20 protein-coding genes are annotated in these 21,230 nt (G+C 41.1%); 5 read left to right on the top strand and 15 right to left on the bottom strand.

What is annotated here, in order from left to right:
• Positions 1-18 precede the first annotated feature (18 nt).
• The gene (efp, locus tag A4G13_RS00425; protein ID WP_011199687.1) at positions 19-585 is read left to right on the top strand and encodes an elongation factor P; all 567 of its coding nucleotides are present in this window, start codon (positions 19-21) and stop codon (positions 583-585) included.
• A gap of 47 nt (positions 586-632) precedes the next feature.
• On the opposite strand, the gene lpxH is transcribed toward efp, so the two are convergent.
• The gene (gene lpxH / locus A4G13_RS00430) at positions 633-1,355 is read right to left on the bottom strand and encodes a UDP-2,3-diacylglucosamine diphosphatase (protein ID WP_090655958.1); all 723 of its coding nucleotides are present in this window, start codon (positions 1,353-1,355) and stop codon (positions 633-635) included.
• Between the two features lie 121 nt (positions 1,356-1,476).
• Between lpxH and A4G13_RS00435 the strand changes: the two genes are divergently transcribed.
• Both A4G13_RS00435 and A4G13_RS00440 read left to right on the top strand, forming a co-directional pair.
• Entirely contained in the window at positions 1,477-2,202 is a 726-nt protein-coding gene (locus A4G13_RS00435; RefSeq protein WP_090655961.1) for a 1-acylglycerol-3-phosphate O-acyltransferase, read from the top strand.
• Between the two features lie 6 nt (positions 2,203-2,208).
• A complete protein-coding gene (locus A4G13_RS00440; protein WP_090655964.1) occupies positions 2,209-3,612 on the top strand; it encodes a multicopper oxidase domain-containing protein in 1,404 nt (467 codons plus the stop codon).
• Positions 3,613-3,684: 72 nt separating this feature from the next.
• Here A4G13_RS00440 and A4G13_RS00445 read toward each other — a convergent pair whose 3' ends face one another.
• The 7 genes from A4G13_RS00445 to A4G13_RS00475 form a co-directional block, all read right to left on the bottom strand.
• Positions 3,685-4,407, bottom strand: a complete 723-nt coding sequence (locus tag A4G13_RS00445; protein WP_011199691.1) for a DUF554 domain-containing protein — start codon at positions 4,405-4,407, stop codon at positions 3,685-3,687.
• A 115-nt stretch (positions 4,408-4,522) separates the two neighbouring features.
• A complete protein-coding gene (locus tag A4G13_RS00450) occupies positions 4,523-5,272 on the bottom strand; it encodes a TonB family protein (protein ID WP_090655967.1) in 750 nt (249 codons plus the stop codon).
• Position 5,273: 1 nt separating this feature from the next.
• On the bottom strand, positions 5,274-5,660 hold the full coding sequence (gene exbD / locus A4G13_RS00455) for a TonB system transport protein ExbD (RefSeq protein WP_011199693.1): 387 nt from the start codon (positions 5,658-5,660) through the stop codon (positions 5,274-5,276).
• A 1-nt stretch (position 5,661) separates the two neighbouring features.
• Complete coding sequence (gene exbB, locus A4G13_RS00460; protein WP_011199694.1) at positions 5,662-6,120, bottom strand: TonB-system energizer ExbB; 459 nt, start codon at positions 6,118-6,120, stop codon at positions 5,662-5,664.
• Between the two features lie 212 nt (positions 6,121-6,332).
• Complete coding sequence (locus A4G13_RS00465) at positions 6,333-8,294, bottom strand: TonB-dependent receptor domain-containing protein (protein ID WP_090655970.1); 1,962 nt, start codon at positions 8,292-8,294, stop codon at positions 6,333-6,335.
• A gap of 500 nt (positions 8,295-8,794) precedes the next feature.
• On the bottom strand, positions 8,795-10,054 hold the full coding sequence (locus A4G13_RS00470) for an HlyC/CorC family transporter (protein ID WP_011199696.1): 1,260 nt from the start codon (positions 10,052-10,054) through the stop codon (positions 8,795-8,797).
• A gap of 115 nt (positions 10,055-10,169) precedes the next feature.
• Entirely contained in the window at positions 10,170-10,976 is an 807-nt protein-coding gene (locus A4G13_RS00475) for a cytochrome C assembly family protein (RefSeq protein WP_041639548.1), read from the bottom strand.
• A gap of 170 nt (positions 10,977-11,146) precedes the next feature.
• On the opposite strand from A4G13_RS00475, the gene ffh reads away from it, so the two are divergent.
• The gene (gene ffh, locus A4G13_RS00480) at positions 11,147-12,538 is read left to right on the top strand and encodes a signal recognition particle protein (protein ID WP_090655973.1); all 1,392 of its coding nucleotides are present in this window, start codon (positions 11,147-11,149) and stop codon (positions 12,536-12,538) included.
• A 218-nt stretch (positions 12,539-12,756) separates the two neighbouring features.
• Here ffh and A4G13_RS00485 read toward each other — a convergent pair whose 3' ends face one another.
• The 7 genes from A4G13_RS00485 to A4G13_RS00515 all read right to left on the bottom strand — a co-directional run bounded on the left by A4G13_RS00485 (position 12,757) and on the right by A4G13_RS00515 (position 19,573).
• Positions 12,757-13,758 (bottom strand): bile acid:sodium symporter family protein, encoded by a 1,002-nt coding sequence (locus A4G13_RS00485; RefSeq protein ID WP_090655977.1) that lies wholly within the window; start codon positions 13,756-13,758, stop codon positions 12,757-12,759.
• A gap of 310 nt (positions 13,759-14,068) precedes the next feature.
• Entirely contained in the window at positions 14,069-14,785 is a 717-nt protein-coding gene (locus A4G13_RS00490) for an HAD-IA family hydrolase (protein WP_090655980.1), read from the bottom strand.
• Between the two features lie 8 nt (positions 14,786-14,793).
• Positions 14,794-15,681 (bottom strand): tyrosine recombinase XerC, encoded by an 888-nt coding sequence (gene xerC, locus A4G13_RS00495; protein WP_090655983.1) that lies wholly within the window; start codon positions 15,679-15,681, stop codon positions 14,794-14,796.
• 115 nt (positions 15,682-15,796) lie between these two features.
• Positions 15,797-16,597 carry a transcriptional regulator ExuR gene (gene exuR / locus A4G13_RS00500; RefSeq protein ID WP_090655986.1) on the bottom strand — a complete coding sequence of 267 codons (801 nt, stop codon included), beginning with the start codon at positions 16,595-16,597 and terminating at the stop codon, positions 15,797-15,799.
• A 116-nt stretch (positions 16,598-16,713) separates the two neighbouring features.
• Positions 16,714-18,030, bottom strand: a complete 1,317-nt coding sequence (locus A4G13_RS00505; RefSeq protein ID WP_100052465.1) for a TRAP transporter large permease — start codon at positions 18,028-18,030, stop codon at positions 16,714-16,716.
• Positions 18,030-18,521: a TRAP transporter small permease gene (locus A4G13_RS00510; RefSeq protein ID WP_090654241.1), complete on the bottom strand. Its 492-nt coding sequence runs from the start codon at positions 18,519-18,521 to the stop codon at positions 18,030-18,032. Before A4G13_RS00510 ends, A4G13_RS00505 begins: the two co-directional genes overlap by 1 nt.
• Before the next feature lie 62 nt (positions 18,522-18,583).
• Positions 18,584-19,573 carry a TRAP transporter substrate-binding protein gene (locus A4G13_RS00515; protein ID WP_090654244.1) on the bottom strand — a complete coding sequence of 330 codons (990 nt, stop codon included), beginning with the start codon at positions 19,571-19,573 and terminating at the stop codon, positions 18,584-18,586.
• 231 nt (positions 19,574-19,804) lie between these two features.
• Between A4G13_RS00515 and uxaC the strand changes: the two genes are divergently transcribed.
• The gene (gene uxaC, locus A4G13_RS00520; RefSeq protein ID WP_090654246.1) at positions 19,805-21,217 is read left to right on the top strand and encodes a glucuronate isomerase; all 1,413 of its coding nucleotides are present in this window, start codon (positions 19,805-19,807) and stop codon (positions 21,215-21,217) included.
• Positions 21,218-21,230 lie beyond the last annotated feature (13 nt).

The following is a 21,230-nucleotide window of genomic DNA, read 5'->3' on the forward strand; positions in this document are numbered from 1 at the left end:
ATTAAATTGAGGATAATAATGGCTACATATACTACCAGTGATTTCAAACCAGGTCTAAAATTTATGCAAGACGGCGAACCTTGCGTGATCGTTGAAAATGAATTTGTAAAACCGGGTAAAGGTCAAGCTTTTACGCGCACCCGTATTCGTAAATTAATTTCAGGTAAAGTATTAGATGTGAACTTTAAATCCGGTACTTCTGTTGAAGCGGCAGACGTGATGGATTTAAACTTAAACTATTCATACAAAGATGAAGATTTCTGGTATTTTATGCACCCGGAAACATTTGAGCAATATTCCGCCGATTCAAAAGCGGTAGGCGATGCGGAAAAATGGTTGTTAGATCAAGCCGAATGTATCATCACATTATGGAACGGTTCGCCGATTTCGGTTACTCCGCCTAACTTTGTCGAATTAGAAGTTGTGGATACGGATCCGGGCTTAAAAGGCGATACTGCGGGTACCGGCGGTAAACCTGCGACGTTAAGCACCGGCGCAGTAGTTAAAGTGCCTTTATTTATTCAAATCGGCGAAGTAATTAAAGTGGATACTCGCTCAGGCGAATATGTTTCTCGCGTAAAATAATTCAGCTTATTACGAACAAAAAGCCGGTTATTGCCGGCTTTTTGTATTTATCGCGCCGTTTGCGGCAGGAAATAGGTTTCTTGTTCGCTCACTTCCAGAATAGAGGCGTAGTCATCATGCCAGTCGCCTAATACGATTCGCTTAAAGTGCGGTGGAATTTGATGAATATTTTGTCGGTGCGTATGTCCGTGAATCATTTGCCGCACCTTGAAACGTTCAAAAATCTGACACACAAATTCTCCGTTAACATCCATAATTTCCGCAGATTTCATTTTTTTATCATGCCGGCTTTGTCTGCGAATTTTATCGGCAATTTTTATGCGCACTTTTAACGGTAACAATAAAAACAGCCGTTGTCGCCATTTTTGATGTACTTTTCGGCGAAAAGTCTGATAATTCACATCATCGGTGCAAAGCGTATCGCCGTGGCAGATTAATGTATCCGTACCGTATAAATTTACTATTTTGTAATCAGGTAATAGCTGTAAACCGCAGGATTCGGCAAATTTTTCGCCCAGTAAAAAATCCCGATTGCCATGAATAAAATAACAAGGAATGTTTTTTTCGGTCAGTTGCTTAATTTGTGCCTGAACCCTGCTTATTAACGGTGATTTTTCATCGTCACCGACCCAAAAATCGAACAAATCGCCAAGGATATAAACCGCTTGTGCCTGAGGAGCAATATTGTGCATAAAATGCTCAAAAAGTGCGGTCAATTTCGGGCGATTTTCGCGGAGATGAAGATCAGAGATAAAATAGGTTTTTTTCATGTTATTTGAATTTTTTAAGTTAGTGATTTTTTTGCCAAACAGTCGAATTTTTATTGGGATTTTCTACACTTAATTAGCTAATTTCGCTATACTTTAGCAAATTTTTTTAAGGTATTAAATTATGTTGAAATTAATTCGAATTATTCTTGTGGCTATCTGTTGCGTTTTAATTTGCGTATTAGGCACGATTTTCTCTTTAATCCGTTTTAGACACCCGAGTAATGTAGGCGTAATGGCGCGTTGGTTCGGGCGTTTATACCCTTTGTTCGGTTTGCGGGTCGAACATCGTTTCCCGGATAATGTGGATCAGAATGTGCCGGCAATTTATATCGGTAACCATCAAAATAATTACGATATGGTGACGATTTCCTACATGGTACGCCCGCGTACGGTAAGTGTGGGTAAGAAAAGCCTGATTTGGGTGCCGTTTTTCGGTATTTTATATTGGGCGACGGGGAATATTTTTCTGGATCGCGACAATAAAAATAAAGCTCATAACACAATGACGGAATTAGCGCGTCGAATTCAGCAGGATAATATTTCAATTTGGATGTTCCCCGAAGGTACTCGCAGCCGCGGTCGCGGTTTGTTGCCGTTTAAAACCGGCGCCTTTCATGCGGCGATTTCCGCCGGCGTGCCGATTATTCCGGTAGTTTGTTCGACAACCCATAAGAAAATTGATTTAAACCGTTGGAATAACGGCAAGGTAATTTGTGAAATTATGCAACCTATTGATACGCAAAGTTACAGCAAAGAAAATGTGCGCGAACTGGCGTCTCATTGCCATGATTTGATGAAAAAACGTATTGCGGAGCTGGATGCGGAAGTCGCCCAAGTAGGAAAGTAAAAGTTTATGGAAAATTATTCGCGCCGCCGACTTTTCAAAAAAACCCTGATTGCCACCGCACTTGTGGCGACGCCGGCGCCTTTGCTGGCGGCAAGTCGGCAACCGTTGGTTATTCCGCCGCTACTTGAAAGCCGTCGCGGTCGTCCCGTTATTTTGAGTACGGAAAGTACGCAAACGGCGCTGATTGACGGTAAATTAGTGGAAGTGTGGGGATTTAACGGACGTTATCTCGGCCCGACGGTGCGCGTCAAACAAGGCGATTTCGTTAAATTGAACTATCGTAACAATTTAACTCAATTAGTGGCGCTGAATATTCAGGGCTTGCAAACTTCCGGCGAGTTATTGGGAAGTATCGGACACAGTTTAAAACCCGGCGAAGGTTGGGCGCCTATTGTGCCGATTACGCAATCCGCCGGTACTTGCTATTATCATTCCTGTACTTTGGCAAGTTCCGCTTATCAGAATTACCGCGGTTTGGTGGGGATGTGGATTATTGATGACGATGAAAGCCGTAAAGCGAATTTGCCGAATAAATACGGCGTGAACGATATTCCGTTGATTTTACAGGACCAGCGTATTAATAGCGCCGGCACTCAATTATTTCAGCAAAACGAACCGCACTTTTACGGCGAGCGCTTATTTGTTAACGGGCAGGAAGCGCCTTATCTCAATATTCCCCGGGGCTGGGTACGTTTGCGCATATTAAATGCTTCGCTTTCCCGCGGCTACGATTTACGTATGGATGATGAGCGTGACGTTTTAATTATTGCGCAGGATCAGGGTTTTTTGCCGCAAAGTAAAACGGTGAAGCAATTTTTTGTCGGCCCGGGCGAGCGTGTTGAAATCCTGGTGGATCTCAATGAGGGTGAAAACGTTTCTCTTATTGTCGGCACAAAACGGGGATTACTGGACAAAGCAAAATTATTATTTAATTCCAACGGTGAGCTGGCGGATAACACGGTGCTGGAATTGCGTCCTGAAGGTTTGCTTTCCGTCTTTAACGGCAAGCCGAGTTTCCAATTCAGCGAAGCCGCCGTTTTACCGACACAAATTAAGCAGGAACGTTCATTCCATCTGGATGCTACGAACGGCATGATTAATCAAAAACGTTTTGATCCCCGCCGTATTGACGTAAATGCAAAGCAAGGTTCGGTGGAACGCTGGACGATTAGCAGTTCAATACCGACGGGATTCCGCATTCAGGGCGCCCGTTTTGTGATCGAAAGTATCGACGATAAAGCCACGGATGCCGCCGAATTAGTGTGGAAAGATACGGTTTGGATAAACGGTAAAGTACGGATTTTAGTGAAATTCGATAATCTGTCATCAAACACACAACCCTTTATTTTCGGCAGTTCGGATTTAATGCAGGCGGATAAAGGTGCAATCGGATTGATTGTGGTGCAATAATTTCTTTAGATTCAGTGGATACAACACCATCTAAGCATCTGGTTTAGATGGTGTTTTTTATGTAACTTTCCGTTAGCCCATCATCTGCAACCAGATTGCGGAGATCGGCATAATAATAAAGAGAGCGGGCAGCATATTAGCCACTTGGAAGTGTAAAATCCCGCAAATGCGAAAGCCCGTAGCCACCATTAACATACCGCCTGCGGCGGCAAAATCCGCGCGCATCTCGGGCGTGATTAAGGGGATAATTAACACGGCGCTATAAGCCAGCGCTATTTGTAAAACAGTCTGCGGAATTGCGGCGGTAGCAATAGTGGAACCCAGTGTCGTGCCAAAGATTATGGCGGTAAAGAAATCCAGAAACGCTTTAACAATAAGAATACTTGAATCGCCGGTCAATCCCTCGTTCATTGAACCGAAAATCCCTGTTCCGCTAAAGGAAAATAAAATTACGATACCGACGAATTTTTGCAGGAATTCTTCATGGGATACACCTTTTTTTTGATTATTCGGTAAGATTTTTTCAACAATGGTTTTGGTTTTTGAGGCTAATTTATTAATACCTTGTTCCAATAGAATTAATTCGCCTAATATGGTACCCAATAGCAAGGCAAGGATCATCGCCGGCATTTGAGCGACTTTGGCTATCATAACGATGCCCATACACATGGAACAAAGCCCGAATAGCATGGTAAGATTGGTTCGAAGACGTTCCGGCACTCGACCGCCGAGAGCGGCACCGATAAGCCCGCCGAAAACAATGGCGCCGGCATTAATAAATGGTCCGATAATCATGAAAATTCCTTAAGATTTATTATTTTGAAAGGAAAGAAGAAAAAAGTGCGGTTAAAAATTTTGATTTTTTAACCGCACTTTTATTGTATTCCCATTTGAATGCTTGTGCAAATCGCTATCGGATTGTAAAGGCGATTGGTACGCTGATGGCATTTGCCATGCCTGCAGGTTTCTGGCCGATGGATTTTGCGTTTTTCACCGCTTCTAAAGCGGAATTATCCAAATCTTCGGTTCCGGAAGATTTAACCACACGGGCATTTGAAAGCGAACCGTCATTGCCGATATTAAAAGCAACAATTACAGTGCCTTGCTTACGCATCATTTTTGCACGTTGGGAATAACGTTTATGGCGTTCTATTTCCCGACGAAGGGCGATTTTATAAGCATCAACTTCAGATGAGCCGGTTCCTTGTCCCGCTAAATTCGGGTTATCGCTATTTATCGTATTGCTCAAGCCGGTTGCTTTTGAATTCGCATTGGCATTGGAAAGTACAATCTTATCCGCTTTTATCCCTTGTTGTACCGGCGGCGGTACTTTTTTGGCTTTTTCTTTCGGTTTTTCTCTCGGCTTTTCTTTCGGTTTTTCTTTCGGCTTCTCTTTAGGTTTTTCTTTTTTCAGAGTCGGGTCTTCAACCGCTTCTTTTTGTACGATTTCTTCTTTGGTTTGCGGTTCCGGTTCAGCGGTAGGCTGTGTTTCTTCAACCATAGTCGCCATCATCATTTCCATTGAAATATTAGTGTCGATAATTTGTGCCGCCATGCCGTTTGCATTATCGTTTTCTTTAAAGGAAAAAAATAATGCGGCGACAATTCCCCCGTGAAACAGCAACGATCCGAGAAAGCCCGCAATGGAAGGTCTTCGCATATTATTTGCCTTTTTCTTTCACGGTGACAATAGCGACGTTTTTAATGTCGTTTTTTGCCATTAAGTCAGTAATGGAAACAAAATCCTGAAAAGAAGATTTTGCATCGACTTTTAAAGTGACTTTTTGTTCTTTGTCCCAGCCGTTGATTTCCTGTTCTAATTCGGTTAGCTGAATCGGCTTGTCGTTAAAGTAAATTTCACCCTTTTCTGTGACAGTCAACAATTTAGCCAGATCATCCGCTTTGAAGGCCACAGTAGAGGAAGCTTTCGGTACGTTAACCTGAATTTTCCCTTGTGAAATAAAGGAAGCGGTGATCAGCACAATCGCCAACAGCACCAACATAATATCAATAAAGGGAATGATGTTGATTTCATCAAATTTTTTCACGTTACGCCCCTATATTTTTTTGGCTGTTTAGTGCTTTCCATTTTAAACGGTTAACTTCTACTTTGCGTCCTAATGCGCTGTAAAACACCATAGACGGAATGGCGACTAAAATCCCTACTGCCGTTGCTTTTAAGGCAAGTGACAAATGTAACATAATGGCTGAAGCATCTATGTCGCCGCCGGAATTACCTAAATCATAGAAAGTAAGCAGGATGCCCACAACCGTACCCAGTAAACCGATGTAAGGGGCGTTGGCACCTATGGTGGAAATAATGGTCAGATGGCGGTTTAAATCAATATCTAAAGAATGGATATTACTGTAAGCATGGACTTTTACACGGCTTAGGAAGATAAAACGCTCAATTACAAACCAAATCATAATAAAGCTCATTAAGCCTAATAATCCGAGAATAATATAGTCACTATAATTTTTTAAAAAATCGAATAATGCTGTTGTCATTGGGTAAACCTTGGTTAAGAAAGAAACGGACTTTGAATTAAGTCTCTAAATATAATTGAGAATGAATTTCAATTAGAAACAGATTTTAGCAAAGTTGAGGAAATTGGTAAATATTGACAGTTCATCTAATGAGAGAATATTTATGAAATAGATCAAAGTGCGGTAAAAAAGGGGAAATTTTCATTTCCCCAAGGTTAAAGGATGACGTTAGATTAGAATTTGTAAGAAACGCTTAATTTATAATTACGACCCGGGTCTAAGTCCACTGAACCGTAGTATTGGGTACTGTGATCTTTGTAGGCTTTATCAAAGATATTATCAATACCGAAGGTTAATTCTAAGCCTTTCGCTTGTGCCGGCGACCAAGAGACGTACATATTGCTTACGGCATAGCTTTCTTTGAGGGTCGAGTCGTCCACATCAATCGCACGCACATACATGGTATTCCAACCCAATTCAACTTGAGCGGACGAAATATATTGGCTTAAAGTGAAGTTATAGCGGTCACCGGTGTCGGCAAAGGCGGCTAAACCGGTAGATTTTTGTTCGCTTCTGGCTCGGGCATAGCTGACGGAGAATGAGGTATCCTCATAACGGTATTTTGCTTGAGCTTCCACCCCTTTGATGTCGACCTTACCGAGATTACAGTAGATACTGCCGCTACTTATCGCACTTGTATTTACACAACGGCTTGCCGATACGGTTTGATTGATATTGTCATAATCGGTTTTGAAATATTTAGCCGTGAAGGAAAAACCGTCAATATCGGAGAACAAACCGTCTTTAGCATAGCTAAAGCCGACTTCTTTGTTATCGCCGCGGGCAGCCTCTAAATTACCGTCATAGGCTCGGGTTCCGCGCAAATAGATTTCGCCGGCATCCGGTCCCTTAAACAATTCGGTATAATTGGCAAATACGATCAAATTGTCCGTCAGGCTGTATTTTAACCCCAACGCTTTTGAAAAACGATGGTAGGATTTATCGAAATCGCTGGCTAAATCCGCTTTATAATGATCGAAGCGGACACCGGGAATGATCATCAAATTGCCTAATGCAATTTTATCTTCCACATAAACGGAAGTACTGTCCATGTCGGCAACATAGGTATTATTTACCGAGCCCAATGCTTGCGCTTTGCTATTGTAATATTCTCCGCCAACCAAAAATTGATGGCTGGTTACCCCTAAATCAAATTCGGATGTATTGGAGAGCGTACCGCCCACAGTGCGGACTTTAGATTTCGGCGAGCCCATTGAAGCCACTTCAGTTTCCGTATTATAGGTGTTCGCTTTGATATTAACCCAATTATTGTGTTCCGGATTAAAGCCATAAGAAAGGGTGTAGGTTTTACGGGTCAGTTCGGTGTAAGCTTTACCGTGGTTTGTCTCCACATAACCCGGTTCGCCGGGCTGCGGCACATCGCCCAAACACATCCCCATATTGGCTCGATAACAACTTAACGCCGTGTTGGTATAGCGTTCTGCGGAAGCCTTTATCCATTGTTCGTTGCTGATATTATATTTTGTCTTGAACAAATAGTTGGATAAATGACCTTTATTTTTGTTTTTCAAGCCGTTACCATCTTCACCGTCGCGTTGGTGGCGATAATTGAAATAACCCAATAAATCTAGATTACCGCGACGACCGTACAGCATTGCCGTACCCTGATTGGAATTACCGTTCGAACCGTAACCGTATTTTACTTTACCGCCGAAGTTTTCCCCCTTTTCCAGCATATCTGCGGCATCAACGGTTTCAAATTTTATCGAACCGCCGAGCGATCCCGCCCCGGTCGAAACGGAATTCGAACCCACATCAATATCAACACGTTTTAGAATTTCGGGATCAATACCGTAGTTACCGTTATGGTGGAATGAATAACCGTTTTGACGGGCGCCGTCGACGGTGACATTGAGATATTCTTCGCTCACGCCGCGAATGTTATAGCGTTCCACCGTAGAACGCGCACCGTTAACGTTTACCCCCGGCACACCGCGGATCACATCAGACATTTTAGTTGCCTGACGAACTTTTGTTACCCCTTTGGCGGCGATATTTTCCGCCTGTGGAGAAAAGTTGTCGCTTACCACATCAATGGTATCCAATGTCTCGGCATGAACCGTCGCAGCAACAAAAGCAGTTAATGGCAGTAAAGAGATTTTAAGTTTTTTCATACATCAATAATCCTTAGGTTTAAAAATCGCTACATTTTTAACATTAATACGAATTATTTTCAATTGCATAAAATGAAAAAGGTTCAATTTTTCGATAAAAATAATTTTTTTATGACAAATGTCACATTTTTTTAAATGAAAAATAAAAAAATAGAGTAAGGCTTATAGAATGTGCGGATATAGCGTTTTTATGCCCCCCTCCGCCTTGCAGGCACCTCGCCCGACTTCGCGGGGGAGGGAACGGATTGAAATAGTGTTGTCGTTATCAAAATACGCAATAATATAGCTCCCCCACAAAGCTGGGGGAGCTGTCACGAAGTGACTGAGGGGGCGGGGATTTCCCCCTCCGCCTTGCAGGCACCTCGCCCGACTTCGCGGGGGAGGGAACGGAGTGAAATGGCGTTGGCGTTATCAAAATACGGCAAAAATATCGCTCCCCCACAAAGCTGGGGGAGCTGTCACGAAGTGACTGAGGGGGGAGAAAATATAAAAAAGTGCGGTTATAATTTCACGACTTTTGCTTGTTTCACCATATTTTCGCTCACTTCAAGAATAGTAATTTGTAACCCTTCAATCTCACAAACCGTTCCTTCCTGTGGGATTTCTTCAAGATATTCCAGGATCAGCCCGTTAAAGGTGCGCGCTTCATCTGTATTTAAATGCCAGTTCAACATTTTATTGATATCGCGGATATTTGCGGAGCCGTCGATAATCATTGAACCGTCGGATTGTTTGGTGATCTCTTCATTGATAGAGGGGGTGGTTGAAGTAGTAAATTCACCCACGATTTCCTCTAAAATATCTTCCAGTGTGACCAAGCCTTTAATATCGCCGTATTCGTCTACCACCAAGCCGATACGTTCTTTTCTGTGACGAAAGTTTAATAATTGCGCAGTGAGCGGTGTGCCTTCCGGAATGTAATAAATTTCATCCACGGCACGAATAAGCATTTCTTTAGTGAATTCGTTTTTATCCATCATTAGGCGATAGGCCTCACGAACTCTCAGCATACCTAATACGTTTTGTTCCATATCGCCTTTATAAAGTACCACGCGACCGTGCGGTGCATGGTTTAACTGACGCATAATCGCTTTCCAGTCGTCATCAATATCAATGCCCGAAATATCATTGCGCGGCACCATAATGTCATCGACTGTTACTTCTTCTAAATCAAGAATAGAAAGTAACATTTTCTGGTGAGCGGAAGGTATAAATTTACCCGATTCATTCACAATGGCTCGTAATTCTTCCGGGCTGATGGAATGCGCTTTTGTTTCGGTTTTCAGCCCGGTAATCTTTATAAGCCCCTGAATAATAATATTCATGAAGAAAACTAAAGGTGAGAATAGTTTCATCAAGAGAATTAACAGGTGGCTTGAGGTAAAGGCTACTTTTTCCGGATAGATCGCCGCAATTGTTTTCGGATAAATTTCGGAAAAAACCAGCATCACAAAGGTGAGTACGCCTGTTGCGATGGCAACACCCATATCGCCGTACAAACGCATACCAATGATGGTGGCGATAGCGGAAGCCGAAATATTGACCAGATTATTGCAGATAAGAATCAGGCTGAGTAATTTATCGGTTTTTTTAAGTAAAGTTTCCGTTTTTTTGGCGCCTTTATGTCCTTTTTCGGCGAGATAGCGCATGCGATAACGGTTCAAAGAAAGCAATCCGGTTTCCGAACTGGAAAAATAGGCCGAGAGAATCAGGAGAATAAAGAGAGTTATAAATAACGTACTAAGGGGAATACTGTCCAAAGTAAATAATCCTTTGTTGAATTAAACATAAAAGTGCGGTTAAAAAATTTAAATTTTTTTGATAGGTTTTAAACCGAAATTATCACCAATTTTCACCGCACTTTTCTAAGCCGATTTAGTTCATACCAAGCATTGCCCGGCTACCAAAATAGGCGATAGTGAGTAGAATCATACCTGAAATGGTATAAATTATCATTTTTTTTCCACGCCAGCGGTATTTCCAATGTCCGATTAATAAGACGGCATAAACAATCCAGGCTAAAAAGGAGAATATCGCTTTTTGAATGTTTTCATTGCCAAAAAAGTCGGCAAGATAAACCGCGCCGGTGAGCAAGGTCAGGGTCAGTAGAATTTCTCCGCTTAACATCACACGGAAGAAATGACGTTCAACCATCATTAACGGCGGCAATAAAGGGGAAATAACCATTTGTTTGGTTTTTAATTTACGATCTAACCAAGCTAACTGAATGCTTTGTAACATGGCGATAAAACAGACGGCGTAGGCGAACATGGCTAATAAAATATGAAGCAGTAAGCCTAGATCCTGCGCAAGATTTTGTATTACATGACTTGGTGCAAAGGCGGCGAGTGTGACATTAATCGTCGCAAAGCAATATATGATCGGTAATAAAAACCAGAATGTTTTTATTTTTAAAGCGATAGCTACAGTAGCGAGAATGGCAATTAGCACGGATATCAAGGAACCGATTTCCATTAACGTAAAGTTTTCGCCGCTGAATAAATTGCTGAAAAATGGAAATAAACTGATGAAATGGCAAATTACAGCGAAAAGTGCGGTCAAAATAAACCAATTTTTATTCGGACGTTGAATTTGTTCTCCTGATTGCGCTTTTGCCAGCATGGGGGCAATAAACAAAATACTTATAATATAAAACAAAGCAGAAAAGAGAGCGAACGACATAATTCTTAATCCTGTAACCAATCATATTTTTAATTTTAGCGAGGGTTTAACAAAATCGCCAGTATTTATTAGTTTGTGGGAGAGAAATCACTATAAATGGTGAAAATCCCGATAATTCAAGTATAATGACAGCAAATTTTTATCTCGAGACAAAATAGGATAAGAGAACAATGTTTGAGAATTTATCGGATCGTCTGTCGAAAACGCTGCGCAATATTACCGGCAAAGGGCGTTTAACCGAAGATAATATCAAAGATACCTTGCGCGAAGTACGTATGGCGTTATTGGAGGCGGATGTTGCGCTTCCCGTGGTGCGCGAATTTATCAATAAAGTGAAAGAAAGCGCTCTCGGTGAAGAAGTTAATAAAAGTTTAACTCCAGGTCAGGAGTTCTTAAAAATCGTTCAAAAAGAACTTGAATCCGCAATGGGCGAAAGCAACGAGAGCTTAAATCTTGCCAGCCAACCGCCGGCGGTAATTTTAATGGCTGGTTTGCAAGGTGCCGGTAAAACTACTTCTGTGGGTAAATTGGCGAAATTCTTAAAAGAACGCCATAAGAAAAAAGTACTGGTCGTTTCTGCCGACGTTTATCGCCCGGCGGCAATTAAGCAATTGGAGACCCTCGCTCAATCTGTTGATGCGGATTTCTTCCCCTCTGATGTCAAACAAAATCCGGTAGATATTGCCAAAGCGGCATTGGCGGACGCTAAGCTTAAATTTTACGACGTCTTAATTGTGGATACCGCAGGTCGCTTACATGTTGACGGCGAAATGATGGACGAAATCAAACGGATCCATGAAGTACTGAACCCAATTGAAACCTTATTTACCGTTGATGCTATGACGGGGCAGGATGCGGCAAATACGGCAAAAGCCTTTAACGAAGCCTTGCCTTTAACCGGTGTGATTTTAACCAAAGTGGACGGTGACGCCCGTGGCGGTGCGGCGTTGTCTATTCGTCAAATTACCGGTAAACCGATTAAGTTCCTTGGTGTGGGTGAGAAAACCGATGCGTTGGAACCATTCCATCCGGATCGTGTTGCTTCCCGTATTTTAGGCATGGGAGACGTACTTTCTTTAATTGAAGATTTACAGCGTTCCGTTGATCATGAAAAAGCGGAAAAAATGGCGCAAAAGTTCAAAAAAGGTGATCAATTTACCCTTGAGGATTTCCGCGAACAACTGATTGAAATGAAAAAAATGGGCGGCATGATGTCTATGCTTGATAAATTGCCCGGTGCGAAAAATTTACCCGAACATGTGAAAAATCAAGTTGATGATAAAATGTTCGTGAAAATGGAAGCCATCATTAATTCCATGACTTTAAAAGAAAGGGCAAACCCGGACATTATCAAAGGTTCGCGTCGTCGCCGTATTGCAATGGGTTCCGGCACTCAGGTGCAAGATGTAAATAAATTGCTTAAACAATTTGATGAAATGCAACGTATGATGAAAAAAATGCGTAGCGGCGGTATGGCGAAAATGATGCGCGGTATGAAAGGAATGATGGGCGGCGGCTTAGGTGCGCTTGGCGGCTTAGGCGGTATGTTCGGTAAGCGGTAATTTTATGCAAATGACAAAAGGCTGAATATTATTTCAGCCTTTATTTTTGAAAAGTGCGGTCAAAAAACGAGATTTTTTGAGTGTTGACTTTGCTAATGATTTCAAAAAAAAAAGAGTAATCGTATTACCGGTTTTAATAAAATTAGCGAAATTGTATTTTTCGAAAAAACACCCCGGCTTTATATCGTTATAATAAAACCGAGGCGTTTACTCAGGGGTTAAACTGATTCCGTAACCGGTTTTTTGATTTCATGAATTTCAGTTACCGGTTCGCCGTGTTTTTTATCCCACCACTGGTAGATATTGGCTAATACGGAGCCGGATACCGAGTGCCATACGCAGGCAACCGCACAAGCTACCACGGATTCCGCATTGGTTGGGAAGAATTTTGCACTTAAACCTGTGGCAAGCCCGGCATTCTGTACGCCGACTTCAATGGATAAAGTGCGTTTTTTTGCCGTATTCATACCGAATACTCTGCCGGCGGCAAAGCCCAGAATATAGCCGGTGATATTGTGGCAGCCAATCGCCATAAGCATAATTAAGCCGGATTCTAAGAAACGTTCGCCCTGGAAGGCAACTACACCGCCGACAATGCAGGCAAAGGCGATAACCGCAACACCGGGCATTACGGAACGCACATCATTAAACCATTTTTGTTTATGGCAGCCCATATTAAATAAAGAACCTAAGCCTACCGGTAAGATAGTTACCAGCAGCATAAATTTGAACATGCCCCAACCGTCCATATCAATGGTTTCACCCACTAAATAATTGAGTAAAAGAGGTGTCATAACCGGTGCGATAATGGTGGATACGGTGGTCATGCCCACCGAAAACGCTACGTCGCCTTTACACAGAAAACTCATAATATTAGAGGCAACACCACCCGGGCAGGTACCTACCAACACTAAACCTAATGTTAAACCGGGGGAAAGATTGAACGCTTGCGCAATACTAATCGCTACAAAAGGCATAATAGTATATTGGGCAACGGTACCGATTAAAATATCAAGCGGACGTTTGGCTAAAATTTGGTAATCTTTTGCGCCTAATGTCATTCCCATTGAAAGCATAATAATACCTAAAACCAAGACCTGCGCATCACCTTTCACCCAGGTAAAAGCTTCGGGTACGATAAATGTGAATAAAGCCGTTAAAATAATAACGAGAGCCGTATTTTTAGCCAAAAACTGGCTAATTTTTTTGAGTGCGCGCATAGGGTTATGTCCTTGGATTATTGCTGATTTTTACTGAATAATTTTAATAATGCGCTGATTATAAATAATGTCAATATATAAAATAAGGTTATTTGATGAAATATTAAGTTTATTGATGGATTTTGTTTTATAAAATATTTAATTTGCTTGCATATTTAGATTATTATTCTAGTTTAATAAAAATAACTTACTCAAAGTTTTGTGAAAGGGAATAAGCGCCTTATTTGATAATTTTACGAAAATTTTTGTAAAAAAGCTGAAAATTGAATTTTTGCTCTCCAGCCTAGATAGAACGGCAGGCTTTATTTATCTACAGGTTGCGGAAGAACAGCAACTCATTTAAATCAGTGATTTCGAACGTCGGTACTAATGTCGCCTCACTGAAATGCTGAATTTTTTTGTCGGTTAAATTAATCCAAACCGCCTGACAACCCGCTTGAATGGCGCCTTGCACATCTGTGACTAGATTATCGCCTACGTGTAAAATTTCATGGGGCCGCACATTAAAGTAGCCGGCGGTCTGGCGGAATAGATCCTGATGGGGCTTTGCCCGCCCTTGCACACCGCCGGTGAGTACTAATTCGAACTGATCAAACCCCGCTCTTGACGGCGTTACGTTTCCGTTGGTTAATGCGGCTAATTTATACTGTCTCTTCAATTTATTTAATACTTCAAAATTTTGCTGCGGTACCTGCATTTTATGCCGCCATTCAAAGAAATCTTCCATTGCCGCATGAGAAATTCGCTCAATTTCGACCGCACTTTTTTGATGAGCCCGCAACAACTCGACGATAGTTTTTATTCGCCATTGGGTGACATCTTCCGCCAAAAGCGGAAAATCCAGTGCGGTTTTATTTTTCCAATACCGCCAATAACCGCCGTCCAATTGCGGAATCTGGCTGATTTTCCGTAAAAAATCCACCGAATGCCGCTCCGCATCTAAAATAACCTGCGAATTATCATAAAGCGTATCGTCCAAATCAAAAGAGATAACCTTAAAATCTTCTAAAGTGCGGTAAAATTTCATGAAATTTCCTATTTGCGGCGCTTAGCTCTAGGGTGAGCCTGATCATATACTTCGGCTAAGTGCTGAAAATTTAAGTGCGTATAAATTTGTGTGGTAGAAAGATTGCTGTGGCCTAATAATTCTTGTACCGCACGTAAATCGGAACTGGCTTCCAGCATTTGCGTTGCAAAGGAATGGCGCAGTTTATGGGGATTCAAATGGCTGTTTAATCCTTGGCGAACGCCCCAGATTTCCATTCGTTTTTGAATGGAACGGTTTGACATTCGATTCCCCAGCGAACTTACAAATAAAGCATCGTCTTTCGGATTAAAAAGCAGACGGACTTTCAGCCATTCCTGTACCGCGTGAGAGGCGTGACGGCCAAACGGCAAAATCCGTTCTTTATTTCCTTTCCCTAAGACTCGAATTTCCCGTGAACGAAAATTTAAGCTGGTTAAGTTTAATCCCTGTAATTCGGATAATCGCAATCCGGAACTGTACATTAATTCCAACATCGCTTTATCGCGCAAATCAATGGGTTCTTTGCTGTTGTTATCGAGTAATTTGTTGAGTTGTTCGGCATTTATATTTTTAGGCAAATGTTTGCCCTGTTTTGGTGCGGAAATACCTATTGCAGAATTTACTTTCAGTTCTCCCTGAACCACCAAAAAAGCGAGAAATTGGCGCAATGCCGAGAGGCGCAACGCAAGACTTTTCTCATGCAACCCGGATTTTTTACTTTGCGCAAGAATAAAACGCACGACACTCGGCGAAACCTGCCGCCAGTTTTGAATATCATTTTCCTGCAGGATTTTCATCACAGCATCCATTTGGCGCTGATAATTGGTTAAAGTATAAGAACTTACCTGACGTTCGTTACGTAAATAGTTCCAATATTTTTGTAAGTAGGTTTGCATGAGAGTATTTCTTTACAACTTAATGTTAGGCGTACATTGTAAAATGTGCGCAATCACCCATCAATAATTAAATTTGACAGACGAAAAGCCGTGTGGATATATCTAATGAGAAGCTTTACAATTTGGTGTTATTCGGTTTCTTTTTATCCGCGTATTTATTTAAATGAATAACCGGGTTGTCGGAAAAGCGGAATTTATCAATTTCTATTTCGAAATCATCATTGGCTCCATTAAACAACATTTGTTTTGTGTTTTCCAGATGTTGCCACATGGCTATTTTGGCTGCATGAGGATCTTTTTTTATCAGTGCTTGCAGTATCGCATCATGTTCATTGCACCAGCTATCGATAGATTTTGCATCAATATGTTCATGTAACTTGATCCAATAAGGATTAAGTACTCGTTGACGCCACATTTCCTGGACAATGGTAATTAATGCGCTATTTCTTGTGATTTGTGCAATTTTTGTGTGAAATTTTAAATCCCATTGTGAGTCACGGAAACGGTCTTCTTGCCGGGCATTTTTCTGAATTTCCATGATATCGATAATATCTTCTTTAGTTGCTTGTGTTGCGGCAAATTCAGCAACTATGCTTTCAATTAATTGACGAGCTTGTAGTAATTCAAAAGGACCGCAGGCTGAAAATTCAAGTCCTTTGTTTTCCGTAGAAACAATTGAATCTTTAGGTGTTTGGGATATTACATGAATGCCGGAGCCTTTTTTTACTTCAACAAAACCTTCGACTTCAAGCATGATAATCGCCTCTCGGACAACAGTACGGCTAACATTCATTTCTTCGGAAATAAAACGTTCGGCAGGTAATTTATCGCCGACTTTATAAGTACCGGTAGTAATTCTGTTTTTTAATTCTTGGGCTAATTGTTGATATAGCCGTTGATTATCTGATGGTTTCATACTAATTGCTTATTGGTAGAACATATTATGATGAATTATAACACAAATTGTTTTGGAAAAATTGAAATAGTTGCTATCAGTCAATAAATAGCAACTATATAAATAAGAAGGTGAATTTATAACCCAAACAATCCCGGTAAAAATAACGATAATTGCGGGATATAGGTGACCATCAATAAGGTGATGACCAACACGGCAAAGAAAGGCAACATAGGTTTGATTAAATCTTGTAGTTTTACACCGGAAACGGAGCAGCCGACAAATAATGCGCTACCGACAGGCGGGGTACATAAACCGATACAGAGATTGAAAATCATCATAATGCCGAAATGGACGGGGTCCATCCCCAATTCTTTGACAATAGGTAAAAAGATAGGGGTAAAGATTAAGACGGCGGGGGTCATATCCATAAAGATACCGATAACTAATAATAACATATTGATGATTAATAAAATCACAATCAGATTATCGGATACGCTGATTAATAACTCGTTAACCATATAAGGAATATCGGCGTTAGTCATCGCCCAGGACATGGCGACGGAGACACCGATGAGGAACAGCACGATAGAGGTGGTGACAATGGCGTCCAAAATGATTTTCGGCAATTGAGTTAACTTAATTTCACGATAAATAATGACGGAAAGTATAAAGGTATAGACTACGGCAATGGCGGAGGCTTCGGTAGCGGTAAAGACGCCGCCTAAAATCCCGCCCATGACGACCACCACCATTAATAGGCTTGGAACGGCATCTAAGGAATATTTAACCACTTCGGCAAAGGTCGGTTTATCCGATACCGGATAACGGCGTTTTCTTGCAATGATATAATTCATCGCCATAATCCCGAAGCCCATTAAAATACCGGGCACATAACCGGCCATAAAGAGGGTGGCAACGGAAATGCCGCCGGCAGTTAATGCATAGACAATCATGACATTGGAGGGCGGAATCAATAATCCGGAGATACAGGAAGAGACATTAATGGCGGCGGAATAAGCCGGGTCGTAGCCGGCTTTAGCCTGTAACGGCGCCATAGTACCGCCTACGGCGGCGGCAGCGGCTACGGCCGACCCGGAAATCGAGCCGAACATCATATTCGCCATCACATTGGTATGCCCCAGGGAGCCGGGAATACGACCGACTAAAATTTGAGAGAAGTTAATTAACCGGGTGGCAATCCCGCCGCTATTCATCAGTGAGCCGGCGAGAATAAAAAACGGAATGGCAAGCAAGGAAAAACTGTCTAATCCGGTGGCGATTTTTTGTCCGGAGACAATTAAGGTGGTCTCAAAAGGTAACATGAATGCGGCGGCGGCCAAGGTAGCAATCCCGATAGAAAAAGAAATCGGCACGCCCACAAACACCAATACAAAGAAAGAGAAAAACATCACGGCGGGAACAAACCATTCCCAAGATAATAACGCATCCATCAGTCATACTCCTTTAAGGAATGAAGATTATCAATGAAGAACAAGATGCTGTAAAACAGCATCAACAAGCCGCTTAAAGGCAGGGCGAGATAAATATAGGCCATGGGAATCTGCATGGAAGGAGAAAGCTGGCCGGAGGCATAGACGTTAGAAATTAAGGTGAGTCCGCCGAAAATCATCACACCGAGAGAAAAGCCCATAATACAGAAGTTAATAAAGAGGTGACTGAAGGCTTTGTTGCGCGGGGTTAAATTATGGGTAAATAAATCAATAGAAAGGTGTTTTTGTAGCCCGACGGTATAAGCGGCGCCTAACAAGCCGACCCAAATCATACTGAAGCGGGCGATTTCATCGGTAATGGTGCTGGGTATTTGCAGGACGTAACGACTGAACACCTGCCAGGTTACACAGATAACTAACAGGACCATTACAATAATGGAAAAGGTTGAAATAAAGACATCAACGGGTTTTTTGAGTTTCTCGAATCGCATAGCGTAGCTCCTAATATAAAAGAGTTTTCATCCCCTTTATAAAAAAAGGGGATGAATAGCATTTATTTGCTACTTACGGTTTTTATTTTTTCAATTAATGTAGCTAAATTAGGATCTTTAGCAAAATCATCATAGAGTGGTTTTAATGCTTCACGGAATGGCGTTTTATCCACGGTAATAAAGGTTGCGCCTACTTTTTCCGCTTCGGCACGGGATTTTTCAACTTCTGCATCCCATAGCTTTTGTTGAAGCGCTTCAGAATTTGTAGCGGCTTCCTGTAAAATTTTACGTTGATTATCATCTAGTTTTGCCCAGGTTTTACTTGAGATAATAAGATAATCGGGCACACTGGTATGTTGATCTTCAATATAGAATTTAGCGACTTCAACATGCCGTGTTTGATTATAAGAAGGAATATTATTTTCCGCACCGTCAATTACGCCTTGTTGAAGTGCGGTATAAACTTCACCGAATGGAATCGGTGCAGGCGATCCGCCCAATAGTTCTATGAGTTTATTTGTTGTCGGCGTTGAAACCACGCGAATTTTCAAGCCTTTCATATCTGCCGGTGAATTAATTGGTTTTTTTGTATAGAAACTGCGGGTACCGGCAACATAAGAAGCTAATATGTCAAATCCACTGGATTTTGTTTTATCGGCAATTTCTTTACCGACTTCGCCAAACAGCACTTTTTTGAAATGTTCGTCGTTATCGAATAGATAAGGGCTACTAAATACGGAGAATTCTTTCACAAAGGATTCCATCTCACTTGCACTTGCTTTGGTCATATCTAAAGCATCATTTTGGATTAATTCAATGGTTTCTCGCGGACCACCCATTTGACCGCTTGGATAAATCCGAATATTTAATTCACCGTTGGATTTTTCTTTCACCTCTTTTGCCATTTGTGCTAAGGCTTGATGCACCACATGCGATTGTTCTAAGTTATGAGCCAGTTTTAAGGTAACTCGTTGTGCGAAAGCATTGCTAGACATTGCTAACATAGGTAATGCCACGCATAAACTTGATAACAAAAGTTTGTTTAGTTTCATAATAAATCATCTCCATTTGCGTTTAGTGGTATAATAACTTATGTTTATTTAGTTAGAGTGAATCAATGATTTGTACATAAAAATTTATTTAGATATATATTAGCAATAAAAAAATAAAATTTATCGTATAAGTTTTTAGGTTTGTGATGACGATCACAAAAAAAATTAAATTATTATTTTATTTTTGGTATAACATATTTTAAGGTTTAGAACCAAATAGGAGAGAGAAGAATGAACAATTTTTTAACTGATAATTTTTTACTTGATACTGATGTAGCAAAAGAACTTTTTTTTGATTATGCGGAAAATCAACCTATTTTTGATTACCATTGCCATTTGCCACCGGAACAAATTGCAACGGATTATCAATTCAAGAATTTATATGATATTTGGTTGAAAGGAGATCACTATAAATGGCGAGCAATGAGAACCCACGGAGTGGATGAAAGCTATTGTACAGGTGAACAGTCGGATTATGATAAATTTCTTGCCTGGGCTGAAACCGTTCCTCATACTATAGGTAATCCACTTTATCACTGGACTCATTTGGAATTACGTCGTCCTTTTGGTATAACAGGAAAATTACTTTCCCCTGTGACAGCAGAGGAAATTTGGCATGAAGCTAATGGGTTATTACAACAAAAAGAATTTTCAGCAAAAGGTATCATTCAAAGGATGAATGTTAAATTTATTGGTACGACAGATGATCCTATCGATAATTTAGAACAACATAGTATTATTGCTAAAGATACAGAGTTTAAAACAAAAGTTGCCCCAAGTTTCCGCCCTGATAAGTCCTTTAATATTGAATTAGATACTTTCTCCGAATATATTCAAAAATTAAGTGAAGCGGCAAATATTGAAATTTCTTCGTTTACCACATTATGTAATGCATTGGAAAAGCGTATTGATTATTTCCATGTTCACGGTTGTCGCGTATCCGATCATGCGCTTGATGTGGTGCTATATGGTAAGGCGGATGAAACAGAATTAGATCAAATTCTTGCAACAAGATTATCCGGCGGATATCTGGAAAAAGAAAAAATTGCGAAATTTAAGACCGCAGTTTTGGTTTTCTTAGGCGCTCAATATCACAAACGGAATTGGGTGCAACAATATCATATCGGCGCATTGCGTAATAACAATAGCTTTATGTTCAGGCTATTAGGTCCGGATACCGGATTTGATTCAATTCACGATGAGCCCGTGGCTTATTCATTATCTCGTTTGCTTGATGAGCAAGGTACAAATAATGCGTTACCGAAGACCATTTTATATTGCTTGAATCCACGTGATAATGAAGTACTTGCAACTATGTGCGGTAATTATCAGCAAGCAGGTATTCGCGGAAAAATGCAGTTTGGTTCGGGTTGGTGGTTCAATGATCAAAAAGACGGCATGATTCGTCAAATGACTCAATTGAGTCAATTAGGCCTATTAAGCCACTTTGTGGGAATGCTCACCGATAGCCGTAGTTTTCTTTCTTACACTCGTCATGAATATTTCCGTCGTATTCTTTGCCAAATGTTAGGGCGTTGGGTACGGGACGGAGAAGCGCCTCATGATATTAAATTATTAGGGCAAATGGTTTCGGATATTTGTTTTGATAATGCGAAACGTTATTTTGAAATCGAACTGAATTAATCTATTGGAGTGA

The organism is Basfia succiniciproducens, assembly GCF_011455875.1.
Taxonomy (GTDB): domain Bacteria; phylum Pseudomonadota; class Gammaproteobacteria; order Enterobacterales; family Pasteurellaceae; genus Basfia; species Basfia succiniciproducens.